Annotated in this window: 24 protein-coding genes; 16 read left to right on the forward strand and 8 right to left on the reverse strand. The window is 35.7% G+C overall.

Annotated elements, in window-relative coordinates:
* Nucleotides 1-86 precede the first annotated feature (86 nt).
* The 3 genes from ULVI_RS09835 to ULVI_RS09845 are packed head-to-tail and all read left to right on the forward strand — an operon-like array spanning nucleotide 87 to nucleotide 1,546.
* Nucleotides 87-392, forward strand: a complete 306-nt coding sequence (locus ULVI_RS09835; RefSeq protein WP_068592287.1) for a 2TM domain-containing protein — start codon at nucleotides 87-89, stop codon at nucleotides 390-392.
* Between the two features lie 9 nt (nucleotides 393-401).
* Nucleotides 402-737: a 2TM domain-containing protein gene (locus ULVI_RS09840; protein ID WP_068592290.1), complete on the forward strand. Its 336-nt coding sequence runs from the start codon at nucleotides 402-404 to the stop codon at nucleotides 735-737.
* Nucleotides 738-790: 53 nt separating this feature from the next.
* Nucleotides 791-1,546 carry a LytR/AlgR family response regulator transcription factor gene (locus ULVI_RS09845; RefSeq protein ID WP_068592292.1) on the forward strand — a complete coding sequence of 252 codons (756 nt, stop codon included), beginning with the start codon at nucleotides 791-793 and terminating at the stop codon, nucleotides 1,544-1,546.
* 99 nt (nucleotides 1,547-1,645) lie between these two features.
* Here ULVI_RS09845 and ULVI_RS09850 read toward each other — a convergent pair whose 3' ends face one another.
* A complete protein-coding gene (locus ULVI_RS09850) occupies nucleotides 1,646-2,875 on the reverse strand; it encodes an LETM1-related biofilm-associated protein (protein ID WP_068592294.1) in 1,230 nt (409 codons plus the stop codon).
* A gap of 171 nt (nucleotides 2,876-3,046) precedes the next feature.
* Between ULVI_RS09850 and ULVI_RS09855 the strand changes: the two genes are divergently transcribed.
* The 3 genes from ULVI_RS09855 to ULVI_RS09865 all read left to right on the forward strand — a co-directional run bounded on the left by ULVI_RS09855 (nucleotide 3,047) and on the right by ULVI_RS09865 (nucleotide 5,996).
* Nucleotides 3,047-3,766: a DUF4331 family protein gene (locus ULVI_RS09855; RefSeq protein ID WP_068592296.1), complete on the forward strand. Its 720-nt coding sequence runs from the start codon at nucleotides 3,047-3,049 to the stop codon at nucleotides 3,764-3,766.
* Between the two features lie 28 nt (nucleotides 3,767-3,794).
* Entirely contained in the window at nucleotides 3,795-4,562 is a 768-nt protein-coding gene (locus ULVI_RS15580) for a DUF4331 family protein (RefSeq protein ID WP_082830837.1), read from the forward strand.
* A gap of 144 nt (nucleotides 4,563-4,706) precedes the next feature.
* Nucleotides 4,707-5,996, forward strand: a complete 1,290-nt coding sequence (locus ULVI_RS09865) for a tetratricopeptide repeat protein (protein WP_068592298.1) — start codon at nucleotides 4,707-4,709, stop codon at nucleotides 5,994-5,996.
* Between the two features lie 434 nt (nucleotides 5,997-6,430).
* Here ULVI_RS09865 and ULVI_RS09870 read toward each other — a convergent pair whose 3' ends face one another.
* Nucleotides 6,431-7,225, reverse strand: coding sequence for an anti-sigma factor (locus ULVI_RS09870; RefSeq protein ID WP_068592299.1), 795 nt, complete (start codon nucleotides 7,223-7,225; stop codon nucleotides 6,431-6,433).
* 3 nt (nucleotides 7,226-7,228) lie between these two features.
* Nucleotides 7,229-7,762, reverse strand: a complete 534-nt coding sequence (locus ULVI_RS09875) for an RNA polymerase sigma factor (protein ID WP_068592300.1) — start codon at nucleotides 7,760-7,762, stop codon at nucleotides 7,229-7,231.
* A gap of 202 nt (nucleotides 7,763-7,964) precedes the next feature.
* Here ULVI_RS09875 and ULVI_RS09880 point away from each other — a divergent pair, with 202 nt between their 5' ends.
* Nucleotides 7,965-11,408, forward strand: a complete 3,444-nt coding sequence (locus ULVI_RS09880; protein ID WP_068592301.1) for a M36 family metallopeptidase — start codon at nucleotides 7,965-7,967, stop codon at nucleotides 11,406-11,408.
* Nucleotides 11,409-11,526: 118 nt separating this feature from the next.
* Here ULVI_RS09880 and purB read toward each other — a convergent pair whose 3' ends face one another.
* From purB to ULVI_RS09895, 3 genes are all read right to left on the reverse strand, one after another.
* Nucleotides 11,527-12,870, reverse strand: a complete 1,344-nt coding sequence (gene purB / locus ULVI_RS09885; RefSeq protein WP_068592303.1) for an adenylosuccinate lyase — start codon at nucleotides 12,868-12,870, stop codon at nucleotides 11,527-11,529.
* A gap of 110 nt (nucleotides 12,871-12,980) precedes the next feature.
* Nucleotides 12,981-13,544, reverse strand: a complete 564-nt coding sequence (locus tag ULVI_RS09890; RefSeq protein WP_068592305.1) for a hypothetical protein — start codon at nucleotides 13,542-13,544, stop codon at nucleotides 12,981-12,983.
* A complete protein-coding gene (locus ULVI_RS09895; protein WP_068592307.1) occupies nucleotides 13,544-14,221 on the reverse strand; it encodes an SIR2 family NAD-dependent protein deacylase in 678 nt (225 codons plus the stop codon). The genes ULVI_RS09890 and ULVI_RS09895 overlap by 1 nt, the downstream gene beginning before the upstream one ends.
* 195 nt (nucleotides 14,222-14,416) lie before the next feature.
* Here ULVI_RS09895 and ULVI_RS09900 point away from each other — a divergent pair, with 195 nt between their 5' ends.
* The 7 genes from ULVI_RS09900 to ULVI_RS09930 all read left to right on the forward strand — a co-directional run bounded on the left by ULVI_RS09900 (nucleotide 14,417) and on the right by ULVI_RS09930 (nucleotide 21,251).
* Entirely contained in the window at nucleotides 14,417-15,091 is a 675-nt protein-coding gene (locus ULVI_RS09900) for a TrmH family RNA methyltransferase (RefSeq protein ID WP_068592309.1), read from the forward strand.
* A gap of 79 nt (nucleotides 15,092-15,170) precedes the next feature.
* A complete protein-coding gene (locus ULVI_RS09905; protein WP_068592311.1) occupies nucleotides 15,171-15,587 on the forward strand; it encodes a hypothetical protein in 417 nt (138 codons plus the stop codon).
* A 61-nt stretch (nucleotides 15,588-15,648) separates the two neighbouring features.
* Nucleotides 15,649-16,221 carry a non-canonical purine NTP diphosphatase gene (locus ULVI_RS09910; RefSeq protein ID WP_068592314.1) on the forward strand — a complete coding sequence of 191 codons (573 nt, stop codon included), beginning with the start codon at nucleotides 15,649-15,651 and terminating at the stop codon, nucleotides 16,219-16,221.
* Between the two features lie 41 nt (nucleotides 16,222-16,262).
* Entirely contained in the window at nucleotides 16,263-16,730 is a 468-nt protein-coding gene (locus tag ULVI_RS09915) for a hypothetical protein (RefSeq protein WP_157632607.1), read from the forward strand.
* 159 nt (nucleotides 16,731-16,889) lie between these two features.
* Nucleotides 16,890-18,686, forward strand: a complete 1,797-nt coding sequence (locus tag ULVI_RS09920) for a DEAD/DEAH box helicase (protein ID WP_068592318.1) — start codon at nucleotides 16,890-16,892, stop codon at nucleotides 18,684-18,686.
* Nucleotides 18,687-18,906: 220 nt separating this feature from the next.
* On the forward strand, nucleotides 18,907-19,692 hold the full coding sequence (locus tag ULVI_RS09925) for a carboxypeptidase-like regulatory domain-containing protein (RefSeq protein WP_068592576.1): 786 nt from the start codon (nucleotides 18,907-18,909) through the stop codon (nucleotides 19,690-19,692).
* Between the two features lie 194 nt (nucleotides 19,693-19,886).
* Nucleotides 19,887-21,251: an aldehyde dehydrogenase gene (locus ULVI_RS09930; protein ID WP_068592319.1), complete on the forward strand. Its 1,365-nt coding sequence runs from the start codon at nucleotides 19,887-19,889 to the stop codon at nucleotides 21,249-21,251.
* Nucleotides 21,252-21,323: 72 nt separating this feature from the next.
* Here ULVI_RS09930 and ULVI_RS09935 read toward each other — a convergent pair whose 3' ends face one another.
* Nucleotides 21,324-22,571, reverse strand: a complete 1,248-nt coding sequence (locus ULVI_RS09935) for a YCF48-related protein (RefSeq protein WP_068592320.1) — start codon at nucleotides 22,569-22,571, stop codon at nucleotides 21,324-21,326.
* Nucleotides 22,572-22,774: 203 nt separating this feature from the next.
* Between ULVI_RS09935 and ULVI_RS09940 the strand changes: the two genes are divergently transcribed.
* A complete protein-coding gene (locus ULVI_RS09940; RefSeq protein ID WP_068592321.1) occupies nucleotides 22,775-23,086 on the forward strand; it encodes a DUF6122 family protein in 312 nt (103 codons plus the stop codon).
* Between the two features lie 232 nt (nucleotides 23,087-23,318).
* Nucleotides 23,319-23,825: a hypothetical protein gene (locus tag ULVI_RS09945; RefSeq protein ID WP_068592322.1), complete on the forward strand. Its 507-nt coding sequence runs from the start codon at nucleotides 23,319-23,321 to the stop codon at nucleotides 23,823-23,825.
* 39 nt (nucleotides 23,826-23,864) lie between these two features.
* On the opposite strand, the gene rlmH is transcribed toward ULVI_RS09945, so the two are convergent.
* On the reverse strand, nucleotides 23,865-24,338 hold the full coding sequence (gene rlmH, locus ULVI_RS09950; protein ID WP_068592323.1) for a 23S rRNA (pseudouridine(1915)-N(3))-methyltransferase RlmH: 474 nt from the start codon (nucleotides 24,336-24,338) through the stop codon (nucleotides 23,865-23,867).
* Nucleotides 24,339-24,349 lie beyond the last annotated feature (11 nt).

Genomic DNA, 24,349 nt, shown 5'->3' on the forward strand with positions numbered 1-24,349 from the left:
ATCTTGCTAAATCTACAATTGAGTAGCAATGCTTTTGAAACATTGAAATTAGCTGTTACATTTATATTATTATAAAAATCAAGATTATGGAACCAACACAAGAAACTAAATATTTAAAGGCAAAAGAACGCGTAGCAGAGATAAAAAAGTTCTACTCTGGACTTATTTTCTATGTGATATTTATAGGCTTCCTCGCTGGACTTAATTACTATGTTAATGAGTTGCGCTATCCATGGTTTTTATGGGCAGCATTCGGCTGGGGAATCGGATTGTTTTTTCAAGCAGCAAAAGCATTTAGATGGAATTTTGGAATTGGAAAAGACTGGGAAGACCGTAAGGTGAGAGAATTTATGGAACAAGAAGATCGAAAAGACACTAATCTTTGGAAATAACCTGTACTCATGGAACAAGAAAATAACAAAGCTTATCTCAAAGCAAAGAAAAAAGTAGAAACGCTAAAGGCATTTTACAACCATTTAGCAGTGTATTGTATCATTAATTTAATACTCATTCTTATTCATGCAAATGTGTTTAGTAAGAGTCCAGTAGATTTTACAAGCTGGGGAAATTATGTTGGTGCATTCTTCTGGGGTATAGGATTAGTTTCACATGGCCTATACGTACTATATATTTTTTATGCAAAACAGAATGTTTTCCAGAAATGGGAAGAAAAGAAAATTCAAGAATTATTAAACAAACAGGATGAGGAACTCAACAATACCCAATATTGGGAGTAACTTTTTAAATTCAATACTAATTTGCGAATCATATTAAAAAAGAATATTCTATAATGAATGTATTAATTATCGAAGACGAAAAGCCTTCAGCCAGACGCTTACAACGAATGTTAGAGGCATTAAATGTTACTACAGATAAAATGCTGCACAGTGTTGAAGAAGCGATCGAATGGTTTCAAAATAATGAGCATCCAGATCTTATTTTTTTAGATATTCAGTTAAGCGACGGACTTTCGTTCGAGATTTTCGATGAGGTTGAGGTACATAGTGCAATCATCTTTACCACAGCTTTCGATGAATATGCTTTAAAAGCTTTTAAGTTGAATAGCATCGATTATCTTCTCAAACCTATAGATGAAGAAGAGTTAGAAACTGCTGTAACTAAGTACCAAACATTAAGTGCTCCGGCAAAACCATTGCAGCTTAATTTTGAAGACATTAAAAATCTGTTAACCAATCCCATTGAGCGTGAATATAAAAAACGATTTACGACTAAGATTGGGCAGCATATTAAAATGATTCCCGTAGATGAGATCGAATGTTTTTATTCTGAAAATAAAGGAACATACGCACATACCATCGATGGAAGAAATTATTTATTAGACACCACTCTTGAAAAATTAGAAGAAGAATTAGAACCAAAAACCTTCTTTCGTATAAGTCGGAAATACTATGTAAATATACATGCCATTAAAGATATTATCTCATACACAAATTCACGGCTTCAGTTAAAACTAAACAGCTACAGAGACCAAGAGGTTATTGTTGCACGCGACCGTGTAAAAGACTTCAAGGTATGGATCGAGTAATTAATAGGAGTAAAGAGTGTAATATATAAGGAATAATTTTATAGAGAATACCATAATGTGCCATTAGTACTGGCTTCAACTAGTCAAAGAAACTAATCCTTAATCATTTCTTTCTTTTTCCTTTTTCACTTCAATTCTATTCTCATGAAAAGCAGAAGGAAGTAATTTAGGAATAAACTTTACTAACAAGGGTAATAATAAGGTGCCTCCTGGGAGCAGAAAAATTGTAAGTGACGGAATACTTTTACAAATATCCAGCAGTTGTTCTTTAACCTTGTTCTTTTCCTCTTTTGAAAGGTCTCGAAATGTAGATTGCCCTAATAGCACCATTAATTCGCCACTTTCAGACAACTCTTTAACGAGTCGGTTTTTATTCCGAAGAATTAATGTTTTTACTGTTTTTGAAGACTGCTTGTAAAATTGTTGTACTGGGTTAGAATACTTAAACAGCTGAACATTCGTGGCATTAGTTTCTGCAAAATGTTTAATTGCTTCAATGCTTGTTTCGATGATTCCTTCAGGTTGTTGTAACGCCACTGCCAACTGTTGAAGAAATTGAAATTCTGAAGTATTCATTTCTTTATCATCCCAAATTGCCAAGCAACACAAATCTATAATATACTTCTTCACAACATCATCTTCCTTTTTAAGGTACGAAAGATGTTCTAAGGTATCGATTGGTGATTGGTCGGTTTGATGGTGTAAATAATCAGATGAAGATTCGAATAACTCCAATAATAATAAATCGTATTTCTTTTTATTTTTTTTAGACTGTAAGGCAAGAACGCATGCATTAATAATTGCCAGCTCCAACTGGCGCGCATATTCTTTCACCTCGTTGGGATTTGTTAAATAGTATCTAAATGCTTGAACATCTGCATACAGTAGGGCATAGGTAAGTAGGGAGGCGGCGTCTTTTTTTAAAACAGAATTTCGTTCTTGAATTCGTGCGGAAAGAATTTTTTCGAGATTTTGTTCTGTACTTTGCGACAGAGAGAGCTTGTGTAAAAAGCGTTTTTTTCCTTTATCTAACTGTTTATAGAATTGTATGATGTGTTCTATCGATTGCTTCGGAAGGAGAGTAGGATCATGCTTATAACTTGTAACGAGTAAGGCTTGAAACAAATTAACCTTTGTAAACTCTTCATTTGAAAGTTGAAGCGTACTTATTTTTTTAAGAGAAACTGTGTTTACTGAAATACCGTATATAAATCCGCATGCCAGTAGTTGCTGGTAGAATTCGTTAGACGTTGCTTGCTTAAATGCAGTAAGTTCTGAATCATATACGTTCAAAAATTTTAAGATCCATCCTGCGGCTGAAGGGTTCATAGGAATTAATTTAACGTCTTTTAAGAGTATTGATGGCTATTTATCACTTGTTTAACGAACATGCATTTTTGCTTAACAAATAATTAACGTCTTTATAAAAACCGTACTAGTAGGTTTGAACGTATATCATTATATAACACGTAAAAATAACAATTAATAACAATTACAATTATGAAAAAAACAAAACTTATTGCAGCTATTGGAGGTATCGGTTTAGCCGTGCTTTCAGTATTTTTAATAGCTGCCGATCACGTAGACGCGCCAAATGTGGCGGGTACTAGTAGTGACATCGCCGATTTATATGCTTTTGAAGGAGCAAATCCTGAGAATACCGTATTAATAGCAACGATTCAAGGACCGTTAATGCCGGGAGAGCAAACTAACAATGCTCAATTCGACGAAGATGTACTTTTAGAATTTAATATAGATAATACTGGAGATTTTGTAGAAGATTTAGTTATCCAAGCAATAAAAAGAGGTGACTCTATGTACTTTTTTGGACCTGTTGCACCAGACGCACCAGGATTATCAAGCACTATTCAAACAAGTGTAGCTCCTATTGCTGTTAAAATATCAGAATCTAACGAAGAATTAACCGCATCTGCTAATGGTATGACAGTGTACGCTGGACCACGTAGAGATTTATTCTTTTTCGATTTCAACCGATTTAATATGGTTGCAGGTGGAGAAGTAGCTCCTGAAGGATTTTTACCTCCAGAACAAGCAAGTGATTTCTTTGAAGATTTAAACGTTTTAGCCGTGGTTGCTGAAGTTCCAAACACATTGTTGGGTACTGCACCTACACACGTAGCAGTTGCTGCAGGGTTATTTGAAGAAGGCGCACTGCCAGATTCCTATAATGTTTGGGTATCGACAAAAAGAAAGCAATAAATTATACACTACAAAAAGAAGATAAAAAATGAAAACATATATAAAAATATTAGTATTTGCACTTTGCACTACGACATTATTCGTACAGTGTAAAGACGACGACGATAACGTAATTGTTAACGCAACTTGTGATGATGGAATTCAAAATGGAGATGAAGAGGGATTAGATTGTGGAGGAACCGCTTGTGAGCCATGTGCCGTGGAACCAACTTGTGAAGATGGAATTCAGAATGGTGACGAAGAAGGAGTAGATTGCGGTGGTTCATTTTGTGCACCATGTGAAGAAGATCCAGATCCAATAGATTTTTCAGGTACGTATGTACAAGAAGATGTAATGGGACGTCCAGGGATTAACACCGTATTTGGTGGAACCGATGAGGTTAAAAATAACTTTAATGTTTCTGTGGTTTCAGATAGAGCCTCATTTCAGCCAGGATTTCAAGCGCAGCTTGAAGCATACCATGATGTATATGGAGCTGCTTTAGGAGTTGAGATTGATTATGAAGAAAATATTCTTGGATTAGATGCAGCAACATTTACAACTGTATTAGCACAATTCGATGCGTTGCAAGTTGCAGCCGATGGACCAACTACATATTTTGATGGTACAAATGCTTTAACAGGTAGAAACCTTCAAGACGATGTAATTGATATATCATTAACGTTAATGTTTGGTGGTACAACGGGTACTCGTTTCGACGGTAATAACGGAACACCACAATTAACAAGTGATGGAGTAGATGCTGGTGACAGAATGTTCCCATCTGCATTCCCTTACATGCCTACCCCTAACTAAGAAACTCTTTTTTAGGATATAAGTTAAAGAAAAGAGCAAGCAATTGCTCTTTTCTTGTTTATATTAGTGATGTACACCTTTTATTTTAAAAGCTTGAAACATCGATTTTTAATATATAAAGTAATAATAAATACCCTACTAACAATGAAAAAAACACTCATCATTTTAAGCATACTAGCATTTTTTTCGGCATGTAAAGAAAATACAGAGAAGTCGAAATCTATTACGAATGCTTCAGATTATAATAAGTATTTAACTTCCGAAAACAAATCTTCTTACGAAACTGCTCTTTCAGAAAAAGATTTTTGGTCTAAAAGGCTTGACGCTGATACTACAGGAGTAGGAGATATGGGACCTTTAGCTGGTGCCTACGGAAAACTTTTTGCCACAACTGGAGATGGACAGTATCTTTCCAATGCCGAGACCATGTATAAGAAAGCGATGGATATATCTGCAAATAATAAAGATGGATATGCGAGAGGATTGGCTCGAACATATATTTCACAACACCGTTTTAAAGAAGCACAAGAGCTCCTAGAGGAATCTTATGCTGGTGTCTCTAATAAAAAAGAAACCGAATTCATGTTATTCGATATCTATATGGAAACAGGAAATTATGAAAAAGCCAATGAGAATTTAGAAAAAATCAAAAATAATGGAGATTTTAATTATCTAATTCGCCAAGCCAAATGGAACGATTATAATGGAGAACTAGATGCCGCTATTCGAAATTTAGAAAAAGCAAAGGAGATTGCAGAGTCTAGAAAAAGCAAGCCTTTAAAAATATGGACGTATTCTAATTTAGGAGATTTCTATGGCCACGCAGGAAGAATAGAAGATGCCTACCAACACTATTTAATGACACTTGAATTGGAACCTGATAATGCCTATGCAAAAAAGGGTATTGCTTGGATTAATTACTCTTATCAAAAAAATACCAAAGAGGCCAATCGTATTCTCGATTCAATTTTAAAAAATCATAAAGTACCCGATTATCATTTACTAAAAGCTGAAATGGCTGAATTTAATAATGATACTTCGGAAGCAAACAATCAAAAAAAGGCATTCATCAAAACCATTTCTGAAGGTAATTATGGAAATATGTATAATGGATATCTTATTGAGTTATATGCCGATACAGACCCTCAAAAAGCGCTAAAACTTGCACAAATGGAGATTGAGAACCGGGCTACTCCAGAAACCTACGATTTACTAGCGTATGCTCAGTTAAAAGCGGGTCAAAAGGAACAAGCCTTAAAAACTATAAAAGATCATGTAGTGGGCAAAACTTTCGAACCTACTGCTCAATATCATACAGCTCTTATTTATAAAGCCAATGGTATGAATGATGCCGTCACGCCTTTAAAAGAGGAATTAGAAGAAGCAGCCTTCGAGATTGGACCTGTTGTCTTAAAAGATGTTAAAAACCTATAAAATTAAAACCGCAGATATAAAAACTGCGTAAGTAATTGTAGAAAGGTTGGTTATCTATCGATTCGATAGATATTCCAAAACTGGCGAAGCCGGTTTTTTCAGAGTTTTTTTGTTAGTTGAAGCGCCCTTGGAGAAGGGCGCTTTTTTTATGAGCAATGTAATTTAATTATTACGCTCTTCATATATTCTAATATCGTATATACTACATTAAAAATAGTATAGCAGTAGGTTATTTTAGTCAACCTTTTAACTTTAGTATATGCTTTACAGATAAATATTATTGGTTGGATTTAAACCGGTTTAAAATATGTGAAAAAGGCCATTTCATAGAAGGAACCTGACAGTAGATAAACCTAAGGCAGTGATGAAAATATTAAATAAAAAAAGCGCTTTGAAATATATTTCAAAGCGCTCTATAGTCTGTTTATAACAAATTATTGTCCCACAGTTCCCAAAGTATATAATTGAGAAAGTGTAGGCCCTTCACTTCCGCCTTCTGGCTCTAGTGTAATTCCAAAAGCTTCTGGATCTGGTACATTATCAAATCTGTATATTCCTTCTTCTACTTCGGTGCCAATTGCTAGTAAACCAACATTTCGTGGTGTAAGAGGTTCCATAAGTAGTGACCATACTTGATATACCTTTCCACGAGGTGCTTCGGGAAGTCCCTTTGCATCTATATAAGCAACTTTATCTTTCTTATTGAAATATACTTTTGCAAATGCTTCAGGTGCTACAGCTTGATTTCCAGGTAGGGTATAACTACTGTAATCTTTCGATCTAATAACATCTAAAATTGAATTAGTTTCAGCCAACTGCTCTTCAGTAGTAGTTATTTTATTTTTCAACTCTGTATTTTCCGTAGAAGTAACTTGTAAATTATCCTCTAACTCATTGTTTTGGTTAAGCATCCAAAAGAGACCACCTACACATAAGATCGCTGCTGCCCAGCCTGTAATGGCTGCCCAATTTGTTTTGTCTTTATCGACACTTCGTAGGGTTCTTACCTTTGAGATTGCGGTAAGGATATGAGACCAAACCATTGCTGGAATTGGTGGAGCTACTGCTTCTGCTAACTCAATTAAGGTTGCTTCTATTTGTTCTAATTCTCTCTGTACTTCGGGAGAGGTACTTATTGCTTCTTCTATTTCTGCGTGCTCTTCTTTTGGAAGTGCTCCGTATATATAAAGCTCTAGTTTCCCCGATGCTATAATTTCTGCTGCTGTCATAAGTTATCCCAATACAATTGTTCTTAAATCCCGTAAACATGTACGGTTCCTTGTTTTTAATGTTCCAAGGGGTATGTCTAAATCTTTTGCGGCGTCAACCTGTGTAAAACCTTTAAAATATAATAGGTCAATTATTTTTATACATGCAGGTTTTAAAGCATCAATAAATTTCTGAATACCAATGGCGTTGGTTTTTTTGTTGAGACTGTCAGTTGATTTTATTATATCTACGAAATTTGTTGTAGAAAGGTTTTTCTTACTGTTCTTATATGCCTTCGAGCGAGTCTCATCGATAGAAGTATTCCTTGCTATATTAAGGATCCAAGTAAAAAATCGACCTTTATTTATATCGTAAGATTTTGAGTTATCCCAAATTTTAATAAAGACATCTTGTAATACTTCTTCCGCTACATTATTATCCAGAACAATACTGTATATTATACCATAAAGTGCTTCCGAATACATAGTGTATAATGTAGAAAAAGCTTTTTCATCTCCATTTTGCATAGCGATGATAAGCGAATTTGGTTGTTCCATAAATCAGTTTTTTATTGATATTAGCGAAGTTAATAAATATTTTGACTATTTACTATTTTTATAGTTTTTAGAGAAAATCTAACAATTCTATCATAAAATTGAATAAATGTTAAATTTTTATCTATTTATAACTATTTGTTTGAAAAACCTTCAGTATTCGATAGATTTACGTTTCTTAATAATTTAATAAATAAAAATTTATATGAAAAAAATTACTTGGGCTTTAACCTCGCTGCTTTTTATTTCATGTTTTGTCTCCATGTATGCACAAAACGATTCAAAAGCAATAGATCAACATTTTCAACAAGTTCTTGAAAATAACGAATTACTACCTACTGATGTTAGATGGAAAATAACCAGCAGCAATAGGAGTAGATTAAGTGGTGTAGAACATGTCTATTTTAGGCAAATTATCGAGGGACTCGAAGTTTATGGAACCGAATCTGGTGTTCATTCTTTATCAGATGGAACTCTTCTTTCTGCTGACAATCGATTTATTAAAAATGCCATAGGTAAGACTATTTCTGGCGCAACAGCTTCCTTGTCGGCCGCACAAGCAGTAGTTTCTGCAGCAAGTAAATTGGGATATTCAATTACAGAAGACTTAAATATCCTAGCTACCGAATCAGCAAGAAACCGAGTTACTCTTAGTGGAGGTGGAATGTCACAAAATGATATTGTAGCACAATTAATGTACGCTGCAAACTCTGAAGGAGCACTTGTGTTAGCTTGGAATTTTTCAATAGATGCTATAAATGACACACATTGGTGGAGCCTAAGAGTCGATGCAAATTCTGGTGAAATAGTTTCAAAAAATGACCTTATTAGTAGTTGTGGATTAGATCATGATCATAGCAATGATGTTTCAGAATTAGATTACAATGCAAATTTATACGACATTCCAAATTATAAAACTACGGTTAGAGAGACAACGTTAGGGTGTAATGAATGTTATGAAGTAATCGCACTTCCATTCGAAAGCCCTTATTATGCTGCTCGTTCTATAGAAAACCAACCTGCTAATACAACGGCTTCTCCTTTTGGGTGGCATGATATTGATGGTGTAGACGGTGCTGAATTTACGGTAACACGCGGAAATAATGCCAATGCATATGAAGATGGGGATAATGTAGGGTTTCAGCCTGACGGTGGTGCTAATTTAGAATTTACTGGATATCCTTTCGATTTAATCTATTCAAATACCAATCAGTATGAATCTGCAGCAATAACAAATTTATTTTATTGGAATAACGTTATTCATGATGTTATGTACCAATATGGTTTTGACGAAGAAAGTGGAAATTTTCAGGAAAACAATTATGGAAATGGAGGAGCCGGAAGTGATTCTGTAAATGCGGAAGCGCAAGATGGATCCGGTACCTGTAACGCAAATTTTGGAACCCCATCTGACGGTCAAAATCCGAGAATGCAAATGTATGTTTGCGGTAATAAAGATGGTGATTTCGATAATCTTGTAATAGCTCACGAATATGGACATGGAATATCTAACCGGTTCACAGGAGGTCCCGGAGCATCAGGATGTTTACAAAATCAGGAACAGATGGGTGAAGGATGGAGTGATTTTATAGGATTAATATTAACCATGGAGCCTGGCGATGTGGGTACAGATGTTCGTGGAATAGGAACCTACCTAACTAATGAAGGAGCAGATGGCGAAGGATTTCGTTCATTTCCTTACAGTACCGATATGAGTGTTAACCCGCAAACATACGATTATGTTAAAACTGAAGTAGCTCCGCATGGAGTAGGTTCTGTATGGAGTTCGATGCTTTGGGAAATGACATGGGAATTAATTGGAGAATATGGATATAGTGAAGATATGTATACTGTTACAGGAGATGTAAATCAAGACGCAGGGAACGTTATTGCATTAGCTTTAGTGATGGAAGGAATGAGATTACAGCCTTGTAGTCCTGGATTTGTGGATGGTAGAAATGCAATCTTAGCTGCCGATCAAGCAATTTATAACGGAGCAAACGAATGCTTTATTTGGGATGCTTTTGCAAGAAGAGGATTAGGAGTAAGTGCAGATCAAGGATCTTCAGGAAGTAAACAAGATGGAACAGAAGCATTCGATACCCCATCTCAACTAGCTTCAATTACAGCACCAGATGACATATGTGCAACCTCAGGAGAATTAACTAACATTGGCGGAGGAAGTCCAGCTGGTGGAGTGTATAGTGGTCCTGGCGTAACAGATAACGGAAACGGAATAACCTATTCATTCGATCCAGCTGAAGCAGGAGTTGGAGTACACACTATTACGTATGCTGTTCCCGCAGGAGCATGCTCGGTAGCATCTTCGGCAAGTGATACAATTGAAGTATTATTCGTTCCAGAAGGACCAGAAACAACAGGTGTATCCGACGTTTGTGGAGGAGAACCCGTAACAGTGACCGCTACATTAAATGATCCGGCAAATGTAATTCGTTGGTTCGATGCAGCATCTGGAGGAAACTTTCTGTTCGAAGGGACTGAATATACTTTCTCACCTAGTGATGATATTGATTTATATGCACAAGAAACTCCCCCGGGAATACTATCGCAATTGGTAATTTCTGAAATTACTTTAGAGACACCCGATCGTATAGAAATTCAAAATGTTGGGGTTGCTACAGATTATACTGGATACACCATTGCAGCAAGTGAAGAGCCTTACGATAATATTAATACAATTAATTCAAGTATGCCAGATATCGGAATGATGGGTGAAAACTCTGTTATTGCTTATAACGATGATGGTGGTTCAGGATATTGGGGAAGTAACTTATGGTGGGATAATGAAGGTTCAGGATGGGTTATTATTATCGACCCTAATGGTAACGTTGTAGATTCTTTATTTTGGAATTATACTGCCGCTGAAATTGCAACTTTGAATGTTCAAATTAATGGATTTACAATAACAGGAGCCGACCTTGATTGGACTGGTGATGGAGCCCAATTATTAGCAGAATGTTCAGGTTCTTTCCGAAGAGTAGGAGAGAGTGATAGCGCAGCAGATTGGTCGGGTACATGTGACGATTCAGATTTCGGAGTACCTAATTCAGATATTGGAGTAGGTTTCCAAGGATGTCTTGCAGAACGAACGCTTACACAAGTACTAACCGAAAATGAACTCCCAACAGTAACCTGTCCGGAGGATATGACAGAAGTTATAAATGAAGGAGATGCATTTACTATCCCAGACTATACAGCGTTGTCAACAACAACTGATAACTGTGCTGTTGCACCTACACTTTCTCAAGTTCCAAGTATTGGTGATGAAGTAGCAGGAGGTGTGTACGAGGTAATAATAACGTCAACAGATGCTTCTGGAAATGAAGAAACGTGTACTTTCATGCTTACTGTCGATGAAATTTTAGGAGTAGCAGATATTGAGTTAAGTACAACCATACGCTTATACCCTAATCCAACTAATGGAGATATTACATTGTCTAATAAAGGATCTCAAGTGTTAGTAGATGCTACAATTTTCGATGTAAATGGAAGATTGATAAAATCGTTAGACCTTTCTAATGCAGGTGTTGAAACAAACGTTTCTATATCAGATTTAGCTTCTGGAATGTATTTTATGAAAATTACTTCGGAAGAAGGAAATATTGTAAAACGTATTATCAAGCAATAGAAATATTTAATAGGTCAGCTTAAAATAGGGTGACAAATTCATAAAAAAAATCCAGCGAAATTACTTCGCTGGATTTTTTGTTTTTAAGTATAAATCTTCTATTTTAACTAAGGAAACCTTAAATCCCAGTATAGTTACCAGGTGTGATTTTAAGCATTTCATTTTTTACTGAATCATCCACATCGAGCGTTCCAATAAAATCAGCAATCGATTTCTGATTGATCTTTTCATTAGTTCGGGTGAGTCCTTTTAAAGCTTCATACGGATTTGGATAGGCTTCACGACGTAAAATGGTCTGTATTGCTTCAGCCACAACAGCCCAGTTATTTTCTAGATCTTCTTCAAATTTCGTTTTGTTGAGTAATAATTTTCCTAAGCCTTTTAGGGTGCTTTGCATGGCAATTAGCGTATGGCCCATAGGAACGCCAATATTCCGAAGTACTGTGCTATCGGTTAAATCACGTTGTAAACGACTTATAGGAAGTTTTGCTGAAAGATGTTCGAAAAGGGCATTGGCAATCCCTAAATTTCCTTCACTGTTTTCAAAATCGATCGGATTTACTTTGTGCGGCATAGCACTACTTCCCACTTCACCTTTTTTAATTCGTTGCTTGAAGTAATCCATCGAAACATACGTCCAGATGTCACGATCAAGATCGATCAAGATGGTGTTAATTCGTTTTAAACAATCGAATAAAGCTGCCATATGATCGTAATGTTCGATTTGTGTGGTAGGGAAGGAGTGATGTAATCCGAGTTTGTTCTGCACAAAATTCTTTCCAAATTCTTTCCAGTCTGTTGTTGGATACGCCACATGGTGTGCGTTGAAATTTCCGGTGGCACCTCCAAATTTTGCAGCACTTTTAATATCATTCAGTAAATCGAATTGTTCTTCAATACGCACTACAAATACTTCAATTTCTTTTCCCAGTCGTGTAGGGGATGCTGGTTGTCCGTGAGTACGTGCAAGCATTGGGATATCTGCCCATTCTTCAGCAAGCTCTTTCAGTTTACTCGTAACTTCTTTTAATTGCGGCACATAGGCTTCATTCATTGCATCTTTTAAAGATAATGGTATCGCCGTATTGTTTATATCTTGAGAGGTGAGTCCGAAGTGAATAAATTCCTTGTATTTTTCTAGACCAAGTGCGTCGAATTTTTCCTTAATAAAATACTCTACCGCCTTTACATCGTGGTTGGTCACTTTTTCAGTTTCCTTGATATGAACCGCATCCTGTACAGAAAAATCGGTATACAATTTACGGAGTGATCCAAAATGTTCGCTGTCGAAATCTTTCAGTTGTGGTAAAGGTAATTCTACCAAAGCGATAAAATATTCAATTTCTACCAATACCCTGTACCGTATAAGGGCTTCTTCAGAAAAGAAAGGAATTAAAGAAGCTGTTTTTGAAGCATAACGCCCATCAATAGGTGAAATTGCTTGTAGTGCATTTGTATACATAGGTTGCGATTTTAAAGGTGCAAAGATACGGAAGTAGGAAGAGTTAGAGGATAGGAGTTCTAACTTTTTATAAAGAATACGAACCGTATGATAATTTTAAGAAAATGGGATTAAAAAAGTTTTTTAAGAATTCGTTTTCCTCGTACTTTATAAGCGGCGGAACTTGTATGTATGTGCTGTTCTATAATTATTTTTAGCTCTGGATGAATCCATGTAAACTCCAAGCCTAAATAATAAAGTGATTCCATAGCATAGACTTGACATGCTACTTTTTGATTGGTAATGAGCCAATCGAAACAACATTCGGTCATTGCATCCCTATGTACGACAGTAAGTGCTTCCATAACATTTTTATCCTTATTTATATAATAGTCAATGGCGAGCATTTCACAGATCTTGGCTAAAGGACGTAACGATTGGTCGCGCTTTATTTTTGGAAGGTTTTTAAAATAAAAATCAAGATGTGGCAGTAATAAATCTAATTGTTTTGCACATACAAATTCTAGTATCCATGCAGCTTTGTAAGCAATATCAGAGGGGTCTTTGAAACAATACGTTATAAGTGTATGAAACGTTTCGGGGTGATCTATAACCCAATTAGCAACGTCAAGTCGGGTTTGCCGATATGCTTTGGTATATTGTAATTTTTTTAGAAGTGCTTCAGAAGTGTTCATTACAAAGCTTTAATAGCTGAAATTACTTTAGGGACTCCCGTTGTAGCAGATTCTGAAAATACTGTAACGTTATTTGAAGAAGTTATTGCCGGAGCAGGATCAACGAAAAAAACAGGTGTTTCATCCTTTGTATATTGTAGTAGACCTGCGGCAGGATACACTTGCATAGAAGTGCCAACAATTACTAATACATCTGCTGTTCCCACCACATCGATTGCGTGGTCCATTAAGGGCACTGCTTCTCCAAACCAAACGATATGTGGACGCAGTTGGTGATTGTGTTCACAAAAATCTCCAACCATAAGATCTTCTCTCCAATCGAGTATAAGTTTTTCATCGAAGGTGCTTCGTACTTTAAGCAATTCGCCATGAAGATGAATCACATTGCTACTTCCGGCACGCTCATGTAGATCGTCTACATTTTGGGTGATAATAGTGACATCGTGCTCATTTTCTAATTCTGCTAACGCTTTATGGGCTCTATTAGGTTCTACTTCTATTAACTGTTTTCTTCGTTTATTATAAAAATCGAGCACTAATTCAGGATTATTTGTAAAACCCTCGGGAGTAGCCACTTCCATAACATCATGCCCCTCCCACAAGCCATTACTATCCCGAAATGTTTTAAGTCCGCTCTCTGCACTAATTCCAGCTCCAGTAAGTACTACAATTTTCATATTATTGGGTTTGTGTACTAAAGTAAAGATGTTTTTTTAGATGACAAATTCTGAAGCGAAAGTTACATGGATTTTAGTTTAGAAAATTAAAGGTACAGGTTGTTTACAGTATAATATTCCATCTTTTATTTTAAACTACTAACTCTCCAAAATTCATTTCTTCTAATCTTTGTACTTTAGCCGAAAACAACTAATATGGATGAAGCGCTGCTGGCTCATTTACAAACTTTTTTAACCGATAGACGTCGTAAACTTTTTAAAGAGATTCTGGAGAAACGAACAAGACACTTTACTGTAGCGACCGAAGATGTGTATCAGTTGCACAATACCAGTGCAGTAATGCGTTCCTGTGAAGTGTTTGGAATTCAGGATATTCATGTTGTGGAGGAATCGGTAGGAAAGCAAATCGATAAAGAGATTGCGATGGGCGCTCAGAAATGGGTTAACTTACATCGGTACGATTCGGTTCAAGATTCTATAAATTCCTTGCGAGATCAGGGATATAAGATTATAGCAACCACGCCACATACTAACGCAACGCTCCTTCATGATTTTGATGTAAGCCATAAAAGTGCATTTTTCTTCGGAAAAGAACGAGATGGGTTAAGCGATATCGTAATGGAACAAGCCGATGGGTTTCTTAAAATACCGATGTATGGTTTTACTGAAAGTTTAAATCTTTCGGTTTCTGCAGCAATTACTTTACAAAGTGTCGTTACAAAATTGAAGCAGACCGAAATTCCCTGGCAATTATCTGAAACAGAAAAAAAAGAACTAGAATTAGACTGGACCAAGAAAACCATTAAAAGTATCGATGAGATTATCGAAAGATATTACGAACAGAAAAAGCATCACTGCAACAGAGGTTAAAGTTATTTTAAATATAGTGCCATTCACAACAGCTTCGCATTAAATAGTTTTATTTTGTAGGGAACCAAATTACGAAACGATGAAGTTTTTGCTATTTTTATTTTTAGTGATTGCAGCAAATGGTTGTACACAAACCGATGTGCAAACAATCGAATACACAGAAATTACTAGAGGATCGTATTATACCATTACTGCTACAGAAAGCTCTATAACCGTCGTTAAAAACCGGGATGCTTCAGATCCTTTAAAAGTACCCATGAAAGCATCAGACTGGGAAGAATTAACAGATTTGCTTTCAGACATAGAGCTTGCCAGTATTCCTTCGCTGGACGTACCTTCAAAAGCACATCAGTTTGATGGAGCAGCTCTAACCAACATAAAGGTGCTTACTTTAGATGAAGAAATCGTTTCCCCCACATTCGACGATAACAACCCGCCTTCAAGATTAAAACCTATCATAGATAAATTGACCGAGCTCGCAAATGCAGCTAAATAATTATCAAAAACATGTTACAGTAATTAAATCTATTCATAAAACCTTTTAAACACACCTCAAAATGAAACTTGTTTTTGCAACCCATAATATGAATAAATTTAAGGAAGTAAAATTATTACTTCCAAAGCACGTCGAATTGTTGAGTCTCAATGACATAGGATGTACTGAAGATATAGAAGAAACCGCAGACACTATTGAAGGGAATGCTGCACTAAAGGCAAGCTTCGTAAAACAGCGCTATGGTTTCGATTGTTTTGCAGACGATACTGGCCTTGAGGTCTCTGCTTTAGACGGAGAGCCAGGGGTTTTTAGTGCACGTTATGCAGGTCCCGAGAAAGATTCGGAAGCAAACATCGCCAAACTTCTTATAAAATTGAAAGGAGAAAAAGACCGCAGTGCTAGATTTAAAACGGCAATTGCTCTGGCACTTCATGATGAACACACCATGTTTCTTGGAATTTGTGATGGAGTAATTACCGAAGAAAAAAAAGGAGTCGATGGATTTGGATATGATCCTGTCTTTTTACCAAATAATTTCACAACTACGTTCGCAGAAATGTCAATTGCCGATAAGAATGAGATTGGTCATCGTGGAAAAGCGATGCGCCAACTCATTGAATACCTCACAAATTGATTTTAAATAGAGAGCACTTTTTTGTATCTTTAAAAGAAAAAATGATGAAAATAGCAATTAAATTAGGCTCCCTACTGATGCTAGGTTTGATGATGTATGGATGCTCTTCTAAAGATGATATTACTACAAATAATGAAAATCTTCTATTTGGTAAATGGACCCAACCGGTAGAAACTGCCTGTCCCACAATACCGACAATTTTCTTCGGAAAGAACAAAACCTTTTCATGGAATATTCCTGAAACATCCAATTGCGAAGATAGTAACTTATCGGAAGTGCAGGTTTCCGGAACTTATGAAGTTTCAGAAGAACGACTTATGCTTGCGGTAGAAAATTTTAGAACCGTAAATGCTGAAGACACACCATTTCAATTTAACGAAAACACAACTTTTTCAGCAAACATTGAATACTTAACCGAACAAAGTCTTCAGTTTAAGGTCTTTTTAAATGGAGATAATGCTTCAGAAAATGATAATACGTTCACGTTTTTATTCAGCCGTACCCGATAAACAGTACGTTGCTTTAAATAAACATAGATAGTAGCGGTTAGCTCGATGTGAAACACTACCTTTGCAGCTTGAAAAATCCTCAGGGTGAGGAGTGTTGCAGGAAGTAATGGTTATATGTCGTCCACTTCAAGTCAGCACATATAATTTTTATACTATTTTATGTCAACATTTAAATCGTTAGGCCTTAACGATGCTATTCTCCAGGCCATTACTGATATGGGTTTTGAAACCCCTTCAGAAGTACAAGAAAAAGCAATTCCAATTGTATTAGAACAAGAAACCGACCTCGTTGCGTTAGCACAGACAGGAACGGGAAAAACTGCGGCTTTCGGATTTCCGATGTTGCAAAAGATAAATTTAGACAGCAGAACCACACAAGGGCTTATATTATCTCCTACACGTGAACTCTGTCTGCAGATCACCAATGAGCTTATTGCCTACGGAAAGTATATGAAAGGACTTAATGTTGTTTCTATCTACGGAGGTGCGAGTATTCAAGACCAGGCAAAACAAATTAAGAAAGGTGCGCAGATCATTGTTGCAACTCCAGGTCGTATGAAAGATATGATCGGAAGACGCATGATCGATATTTCTAAAATTGAGTATTGTGTGCTTGATGAAGCTGATGAGATGTTGAACATGGGATTCTTTGAAGATATTACCGAGATCCTTTCACATTCACCAAAAGATAAAAGTACGTGGTTATTTAGTGCTACCATGCCAAAAGAGGTAGCTACCATCGCAAAAAAATTCATGAACAACCCGGAGGAGGTAACCGTAGGTTCTAAAAACGTAGGTTCTGAAAATGTTTCGCATGAATACTATCTTGTAAACGCTCGTGATCGTTATCAGGCTTTAAAGCGTTTGGCAGATGCTAATCCAGAAATTTTTTCGGTTATATTTTGCCGAACCAAACGGGATACTCAAAAAGTTGCTGAACAATTAATAACCGACGGCTATAATGCAGGTGCCATACACGGAGATTTAAGTCAGAATCAACGTGACATGGTTATGAAATCGTTTCGAACTAGACAGATTCAAATGCTAGTTGCCACCGATGTAGCTGCTCGAGGAATAGATGTAGATGATATTACGCACGTAATTAATTATCAGTTGCCCGATGAGATCGAGACGTATACGCATAGAAGTGGACGTACAGGTAGAGCAGGGAAAACGGGTGTTTCTATGGTGATTGTTTCTAAAAGTGAAGTTCGTAAAATACGTACAATCGAGAAAATGATCCAGAAGAGCTTCGATAAAAAAGATATTCCTTCAGGAATGGCGATCTGTGAAAAACAATTGTTTCATTTAGCCAATAGTATTAAAGACACAGAAATCAATCACGAGATTGATGCGTATCTTCCTAACATTAACGAAGTTTTAGAAGATTTCAGTAAAGAAGAATTAATTAAGAAAGTGTTTTCAGTAGAATTTACACGTTTCTATAATTATTATAAAAAAGCAAAAGATCTTAATATCTCAGCTGGAGACCCGAGTGGTAGAGGTGAAGAATCTGCAGATAGCACCCGTTATTTTATTAATATTGGTGGGAAAGATGATTTCGATTGGATGAGTTTAAAAGATTTTTTAAGAGATCTTTTACAACTTGGGCAAGACGATGTTTATAAAGTAGATGTTAAAGACAGTTTTTCTTTCTTTAATACAGATAAAGTGCATGAGGCATTAGTTACTAGTGTTTTTGAAGACTTTCAATTAGAAGGAAGACGTGTATCTGTTGAAATTTCTAAGGATACGGGAAGACGTGGTCGCAGTGGCGGTGGCGGAGGAAAATTCCGTGGAAAAGGTAAAGGTGGCGGAGGTCGATCTAAAGGCGGATTTAAAAGACGTAGTGATGATTTTGGTGGAAATAAACCAAAATTTGCAGGAAAACGGAGAGGAAAAAGTAAGCCAGAAAGTGGTGGTACAGGTGGTAAAAGAAGAAGAGGAAGAAGTTAATTCTCAACACATGTATTTTGAGTATATTTTAAAATCTCCCTTTTTTAGGGAGATTTTTTATTTTTTATACGGTAAGATATTCTTCACCGAGTTTCTACAAAAATTAGAATTACCATATAATGGTGTTATAAATAGCTATTTATTTTAAAAAGTTGCATTTGGTTTGAAACTTTCACTCGATTTTCTCGTCTATGATATGTATATTTACACCCCATTTACTATGAAAAAGACCCTATTCATTCTTTTAGCATGTTTTGTAGCTACTGTTTCGTTCGCTCAAGAAGAAACGGAAGAAGCTACCGATGTCGTAATTGAAGGGAATGTTCTAAATGATGCCACCGATGCGCCGCTAGAAAATGTGAACGTAGTTAATCTCAACAGCGTTCGAGGAAGTACTACCGATAAAGTAGGAGCATTTTCGATTCGTGCGAGTGTAAATGATACCTTATATTTTAGTTATTTAGGATTTAAATCAATTCGGGTTCGTGTAACCAACGACTGGTTAAAATTTGGTGACATTAAAGTGAAAATGACCGAGTTGGGTATTGCGCTGGAAGAAGTAGTTGTACGCCCTGTTCAACTTACAGGTTATGTTGAGGTAGATGCTAAGATTATTCCAATTTACGATAATTACAGGTATCGCATCTCTGGACTTGGGAGTGGATATGAAGGAGGAAGTCAGCAACCGGGTGCCATTACAAAAGTGTTGGGTGCAATTTTTAACCCTGCCGATTTTCTTTATAATGTCTTCGGAAAACGTCCCAAACAGATGCGTAAACTTCGGAAAATGAAGGAAGATGACGAAATACGAAATTTGTTACACAGTAAGTTTGATAGAGAAACGCTTATGGCTGTATTGCAGTTAGAGCGAACCGATATCGATGAAATTCTTAATAAATGTAGTTATTCGAAAGATTTTATTACCACTGCAAATGATCTTCAAATTTTAGATGCTATTAGTGAATGCTACGAAGAATACAAAGTACTGAATCGTGATCGGGGATAAATTTATAACCGAATGAGATTAAGGTACATTTATACAATCTAATAGTCTATTTTTTAAAATAGCATATTCTTCAAATTTTAGTATAATCCTTTCTATTTTCTTTAACATTAGTCTGTAAGGTTTCTCTTATTTTTACCAAGACCGGACTATTTCTTTAGATGGAATAGCGTTTGGTTCCCAATTAAAATGAAATTATGCAAACCATTATATCCCTTCAACGCGCATTTTATAATTCACAGGCTACTAAAAAAATAGCATTTCGTCGCGAACAATTAGAAACCTTAGAACGCATGCTTACTGAAAATGAAGCTGCACTAGACGACGCCATTTACAAAGACTTTAAAAAAAGTGCTTTCGAAAATTATGTGAGTGAACTTGCTTTGTTATATCATGATATTAAACAGGCCAAGAGAAATTTAAAGCGTTGGACGAGAAAGAAAAAAGTAAGCACTAATTTAATGAATTTTCCAGCTTCTAGCTACATGCTTTCTGAACCTTTAGGAGTATGCCTAGTGATGGGTGCGTGGAATTATCCCTATCAATTATCTTTTGCGCCCATAGTAGCAGCAATTGCTGCAGGAAATACAATTGTCTTAAAACCAAGTGAATTACCTGCAAACACCTCCTCATTGATGGCGAAACTAGTAGCCGATTATTTTAGACCGGAGTTTTTTACAGTTATAGAAGGCGGAATTCCGGAAACTACAGCATTATTAAAACAAAAGTTCGATAAAATTTTCTTTACTGGAAGTACGAAAGTAGGCAAAATCGTTTATAAAGCAGCCGCAGAGAACCTTACTCCAGTTACGCTCGAAATGGGAGGGAAAAGCCCCACGTTTGTTACTGAAGAAGCCAACATAAAAATGACTGCGAAGCGAATGGTTTGGGCAAAATTTTTAAATGCAGGACAAACTTGCATTGCTCCCGATTATGTTTTAGTGCATGCTTCAATACAAGAAAAACTTCTTGAAGCACTTAAAGCTGAAATTATAGAGGCACATTATGCTTTTGAAAATAATAATTACCTGCAAATTATAAACGAGGATCATATGGAACGGTTGCAGAAAATGATGGTTCCCAAAAAAATATATTTTGGTGGCGAGATTCATAAAGAGACTCGCTATATACAACCCACAATATTAAAAGATGTTACCTTTAATGATGTGGTGATGGAAGAAGAAATCTTCGGTCCTATCTTACCAGTGATTCCATACGTTTCTTTGGAAGAAGCAATAGAAAAAGTAAACACATTACCGAAACCACTAGCATGTTATGTTTTTACTGAAAACAAAAAGCAAAAAAGTCAAATTTTAAAATCGATCTCTTTTGGTGGAGGTGCCGTAAATGATGCAGTAATGCACATTACTAACCCTAATCTTCCTTTTGGAGGAGTAGGGGATAGTGGTATTGGTTCATATCATGGCAAAGCTGGTTTCGACGCATTTACACATTATAAGAGTGTGCTTGAAAAACCTACCTGGTTAGAGTTTCCTTTAAAATACTACCCGTATTCAGCTTCAAAATTAAAGTGGTTAAAGCGGTTGATGAAACTTCAATAAAGTGTGAGATAAAATATAAAGGGGTAGCGACATTGCTACCCCTTTATATTTTATCTTACTAAAACTCGTTTTTTAGAATTTTAAAAATTTTATTGTTTTACTTCCTTTTAGCGTTTTAATAGAAGCAATATACATTCCATCAGGTACATCGGAAATATGTATAACAGCTGTGTTTGAATTGTTATTTATGCTCTTAACTAATTGTCCTGAAGTAGAATACAGTGTTACTTGTTCTATAGTTTCTTTTGTAGAGGCTACTGTAAGTTCTTTATTGGTAGCTGTATAAAAGGATGTGATCGTTTCTGTGATAGTATTTTGATCTTCGATACCTAATAAGACGTCTTCAAATTTTAGCATGGTTCCCTGAGACCCACACACAAGACCAGAATTATTTGCAAATAACTGAATTTCATAAAATGTAGAAGTCCCTTCACCGTCATGAATTTGTGTCCAGTTTTCCCCGTTATCTTCAGAGATGTAAAGATCTTGATCGGTTCCTGCTGCTAATAATTTATCTGCAGTATAATACAAACCATAAAAATTATGATATCCAGTGGCGAATTGATTCCATGTTTCACCGCCATCGTGTGTAATTTCTAGTTTTCCATCTTCCGAAGCTACAATTCCATTATTTGTATCTTTAAAGAATACTTCCAAACTAAAAAATTGTGGCATTCCAGTTCTAACAGTTTCCCATGTATTTCCACCATCGATAGATTTTGCAATACGCTCATTATTTCCTACTGAAAAAACGGTAGTTTCGTCAGCGTAATCTAGACTAATTGACCCTACATTATCTATACTATCTGTAATAGTCCAAGTAGAACCTCCGTCGTTTGTAGTATAAATTTCGAATCCAACACCAGACGTTACAAATGCAGTCACTATTCCAACATTTTCGTTAAAGAAATTTAAGCTTACATACCTATTAACATTATCGGCAATAGTTATTTCTTCCCAAGAATCTCCGCCATCTTCAGTTTTTAAAACTATATTATATCCTACGGCGAAGCCCTTGTCTGCAGTTAGAAATTCAATTTTTTCAAAACCTGGTGATTCTCCTGTAATAGGATACACGGTTTCCCAAGTGTCACCACCATCTTGAGATCTAATAATAACCCCTGGTGAATTTTGAGTGTTTTGTGCCCCTGCAGCAAAAGCAACATTGTTTTGTCCAGAGGGAATAGACATGTCGTATAATATAAAGTCGGTTCCAGAGTCTTTATATTCAAAAGTCTGTGCTTTCAAAGTGATTGTAGCACTAAATAGTGCGAGAATACTGAAAGAAATTTTACAAAATGAAGTGGTAATCTTTTTCATAACATACTAATTAAGGTTTATTTGGGGTAAAGAAAAAGTTTGTATTCGTATTTTCAAAAAAAAGCGATTCTGTTAACCCATCATTAACCTTTGTAATTAAAACATATTTCGTAAGGATATAAGGATAATTCTTAGCTCTAATTTTTTTGAGTTTTTTAATTTTAGTTTGTGTATTTTAGATAGTCATTTTAACCAACTTTGTATTGCTTCAAACTATATTTCATTATTCATTTCATTTTTTACTCCCAGGTGCTATCGCCTGGTTTTTTTTCAGAAGAAATTGGAAAATTGCTTGGTTAATCATGATTGCAACAATGTTAGTAGATCTAGATCATCTTTTGGCGAGTCCTATTTTTAAACCTAATCGATGTAGTATTAATTTTCATTTATTGCATACGTACCCTGCGATAGTAGGGTATGGGGTTCTATTTTGCTTTAAGAAAACCAGAGTTGTTGCAGTCGGACTTCTATTGCATATGGTTACAGATGGGTTGGATTGTCTTTGGATGCGATAAACACATAGCTATTTCTAAATTTTTGGCATTGTTTCTGTATTAGCTTGGTAGAGGAGAATGTTAGAAGAAACCCTATGTTAGTTCGGTTTTAAATTATGCTAGAAATGCTTGCTTTTTTGTTTCGATTTATTATTTTCGTTGTCCTCCTACTTAAAATTATATAAAATGTTTAATTTGCGACACTATTTGTCGTTAGTGCTATGGCACGGACCAAAAACGAAATTGCCCTTTCATGAAAAAATTTTTATTTCTTTTTTTAGTTTTCTTTATATGCCAGTCGGTATTCAGTCAGAACCTAACAGTCACTCAATTCTTAAACCTTAGTGAAAAAACAGTAGGCGAGGTGGATGAAATGATGACTGCTAACAATTGGTATTTTTATAAAGCGACCGATGAAACTGAAGATACTTTTGCTAATACTAAATATGTTTTTAATCAACCAGATTACAAGCTAGGTGGACCAGCAGATTATTTTATTACCTATTATTTTTCTGAAAACACCAAAGCGCAGGCGATTGAGATCATCTTTTTAAAGCAAGAGTTTTATGAATCTTTGAACAATCAGATAAAAAACCTGAAATTTAATTTAGAATCTTCGAGCACCGAAAATGGAAATATCGTAAAGATTTATGCACACAAACGCGATATAATTAAAGTAACGATTCCTCCAAATTTCGATAATTATAAGACGTATAAATATCAGTTTATGTCTAAGTCAAGCTATAAGAGAATGCAATAGCGTTTGTAGTCTCGCCCGATTGTCTTCTTTACGGGAATTTTATTTATGATGGTAGGGTTCATTTTTAAGTATCGTAAATCCGCGATATACTTGTTCTACAAAAAATAAGCGTATCATTTGATGTGAAAATGTCATTGAAGATAGTGCAATTTTTCCGTTGGCACGCTGATATATTTCATTGCTAAATCCGTAAGGACCTCCGATTACAAAAATTAATTGTTTTAATCCACTATTCATTTTCTTCTGAAGGTATTTAGAGAATGCTTCAGAAGTAAACGATTTCCCATTTTCATCTAACAAAATTAGTTGATCTGAAGGTGTAAGGCGTTTTAAAATTTCTTCTCCTTCCAATTTTTTTTGTTGATCTTCAGAAAGGTTTTTAGCATTTTTAATGTCTCGTATGATTTCAAAATCGAAAGACACATAGTGCCTTAGCCTTTTAGTGTAATCTTCAATTAAGGTTTGAAGTTGCTTATTGTCTGTTTTTCCAATGGCTAAAAGAGTAATTTTCATTTCGTAGATTA

The organism is Cochleicola gelatinilyticus, from assembly GCF_001637325.1.
Taxonomy (GTDB): domain Bacteria; phylum Bacteroidota; class Bacteroidia; order Flavobacteriales; family Flavobacteriaceae; genus Cochleicola; species Cochleicola gelatinilyticus.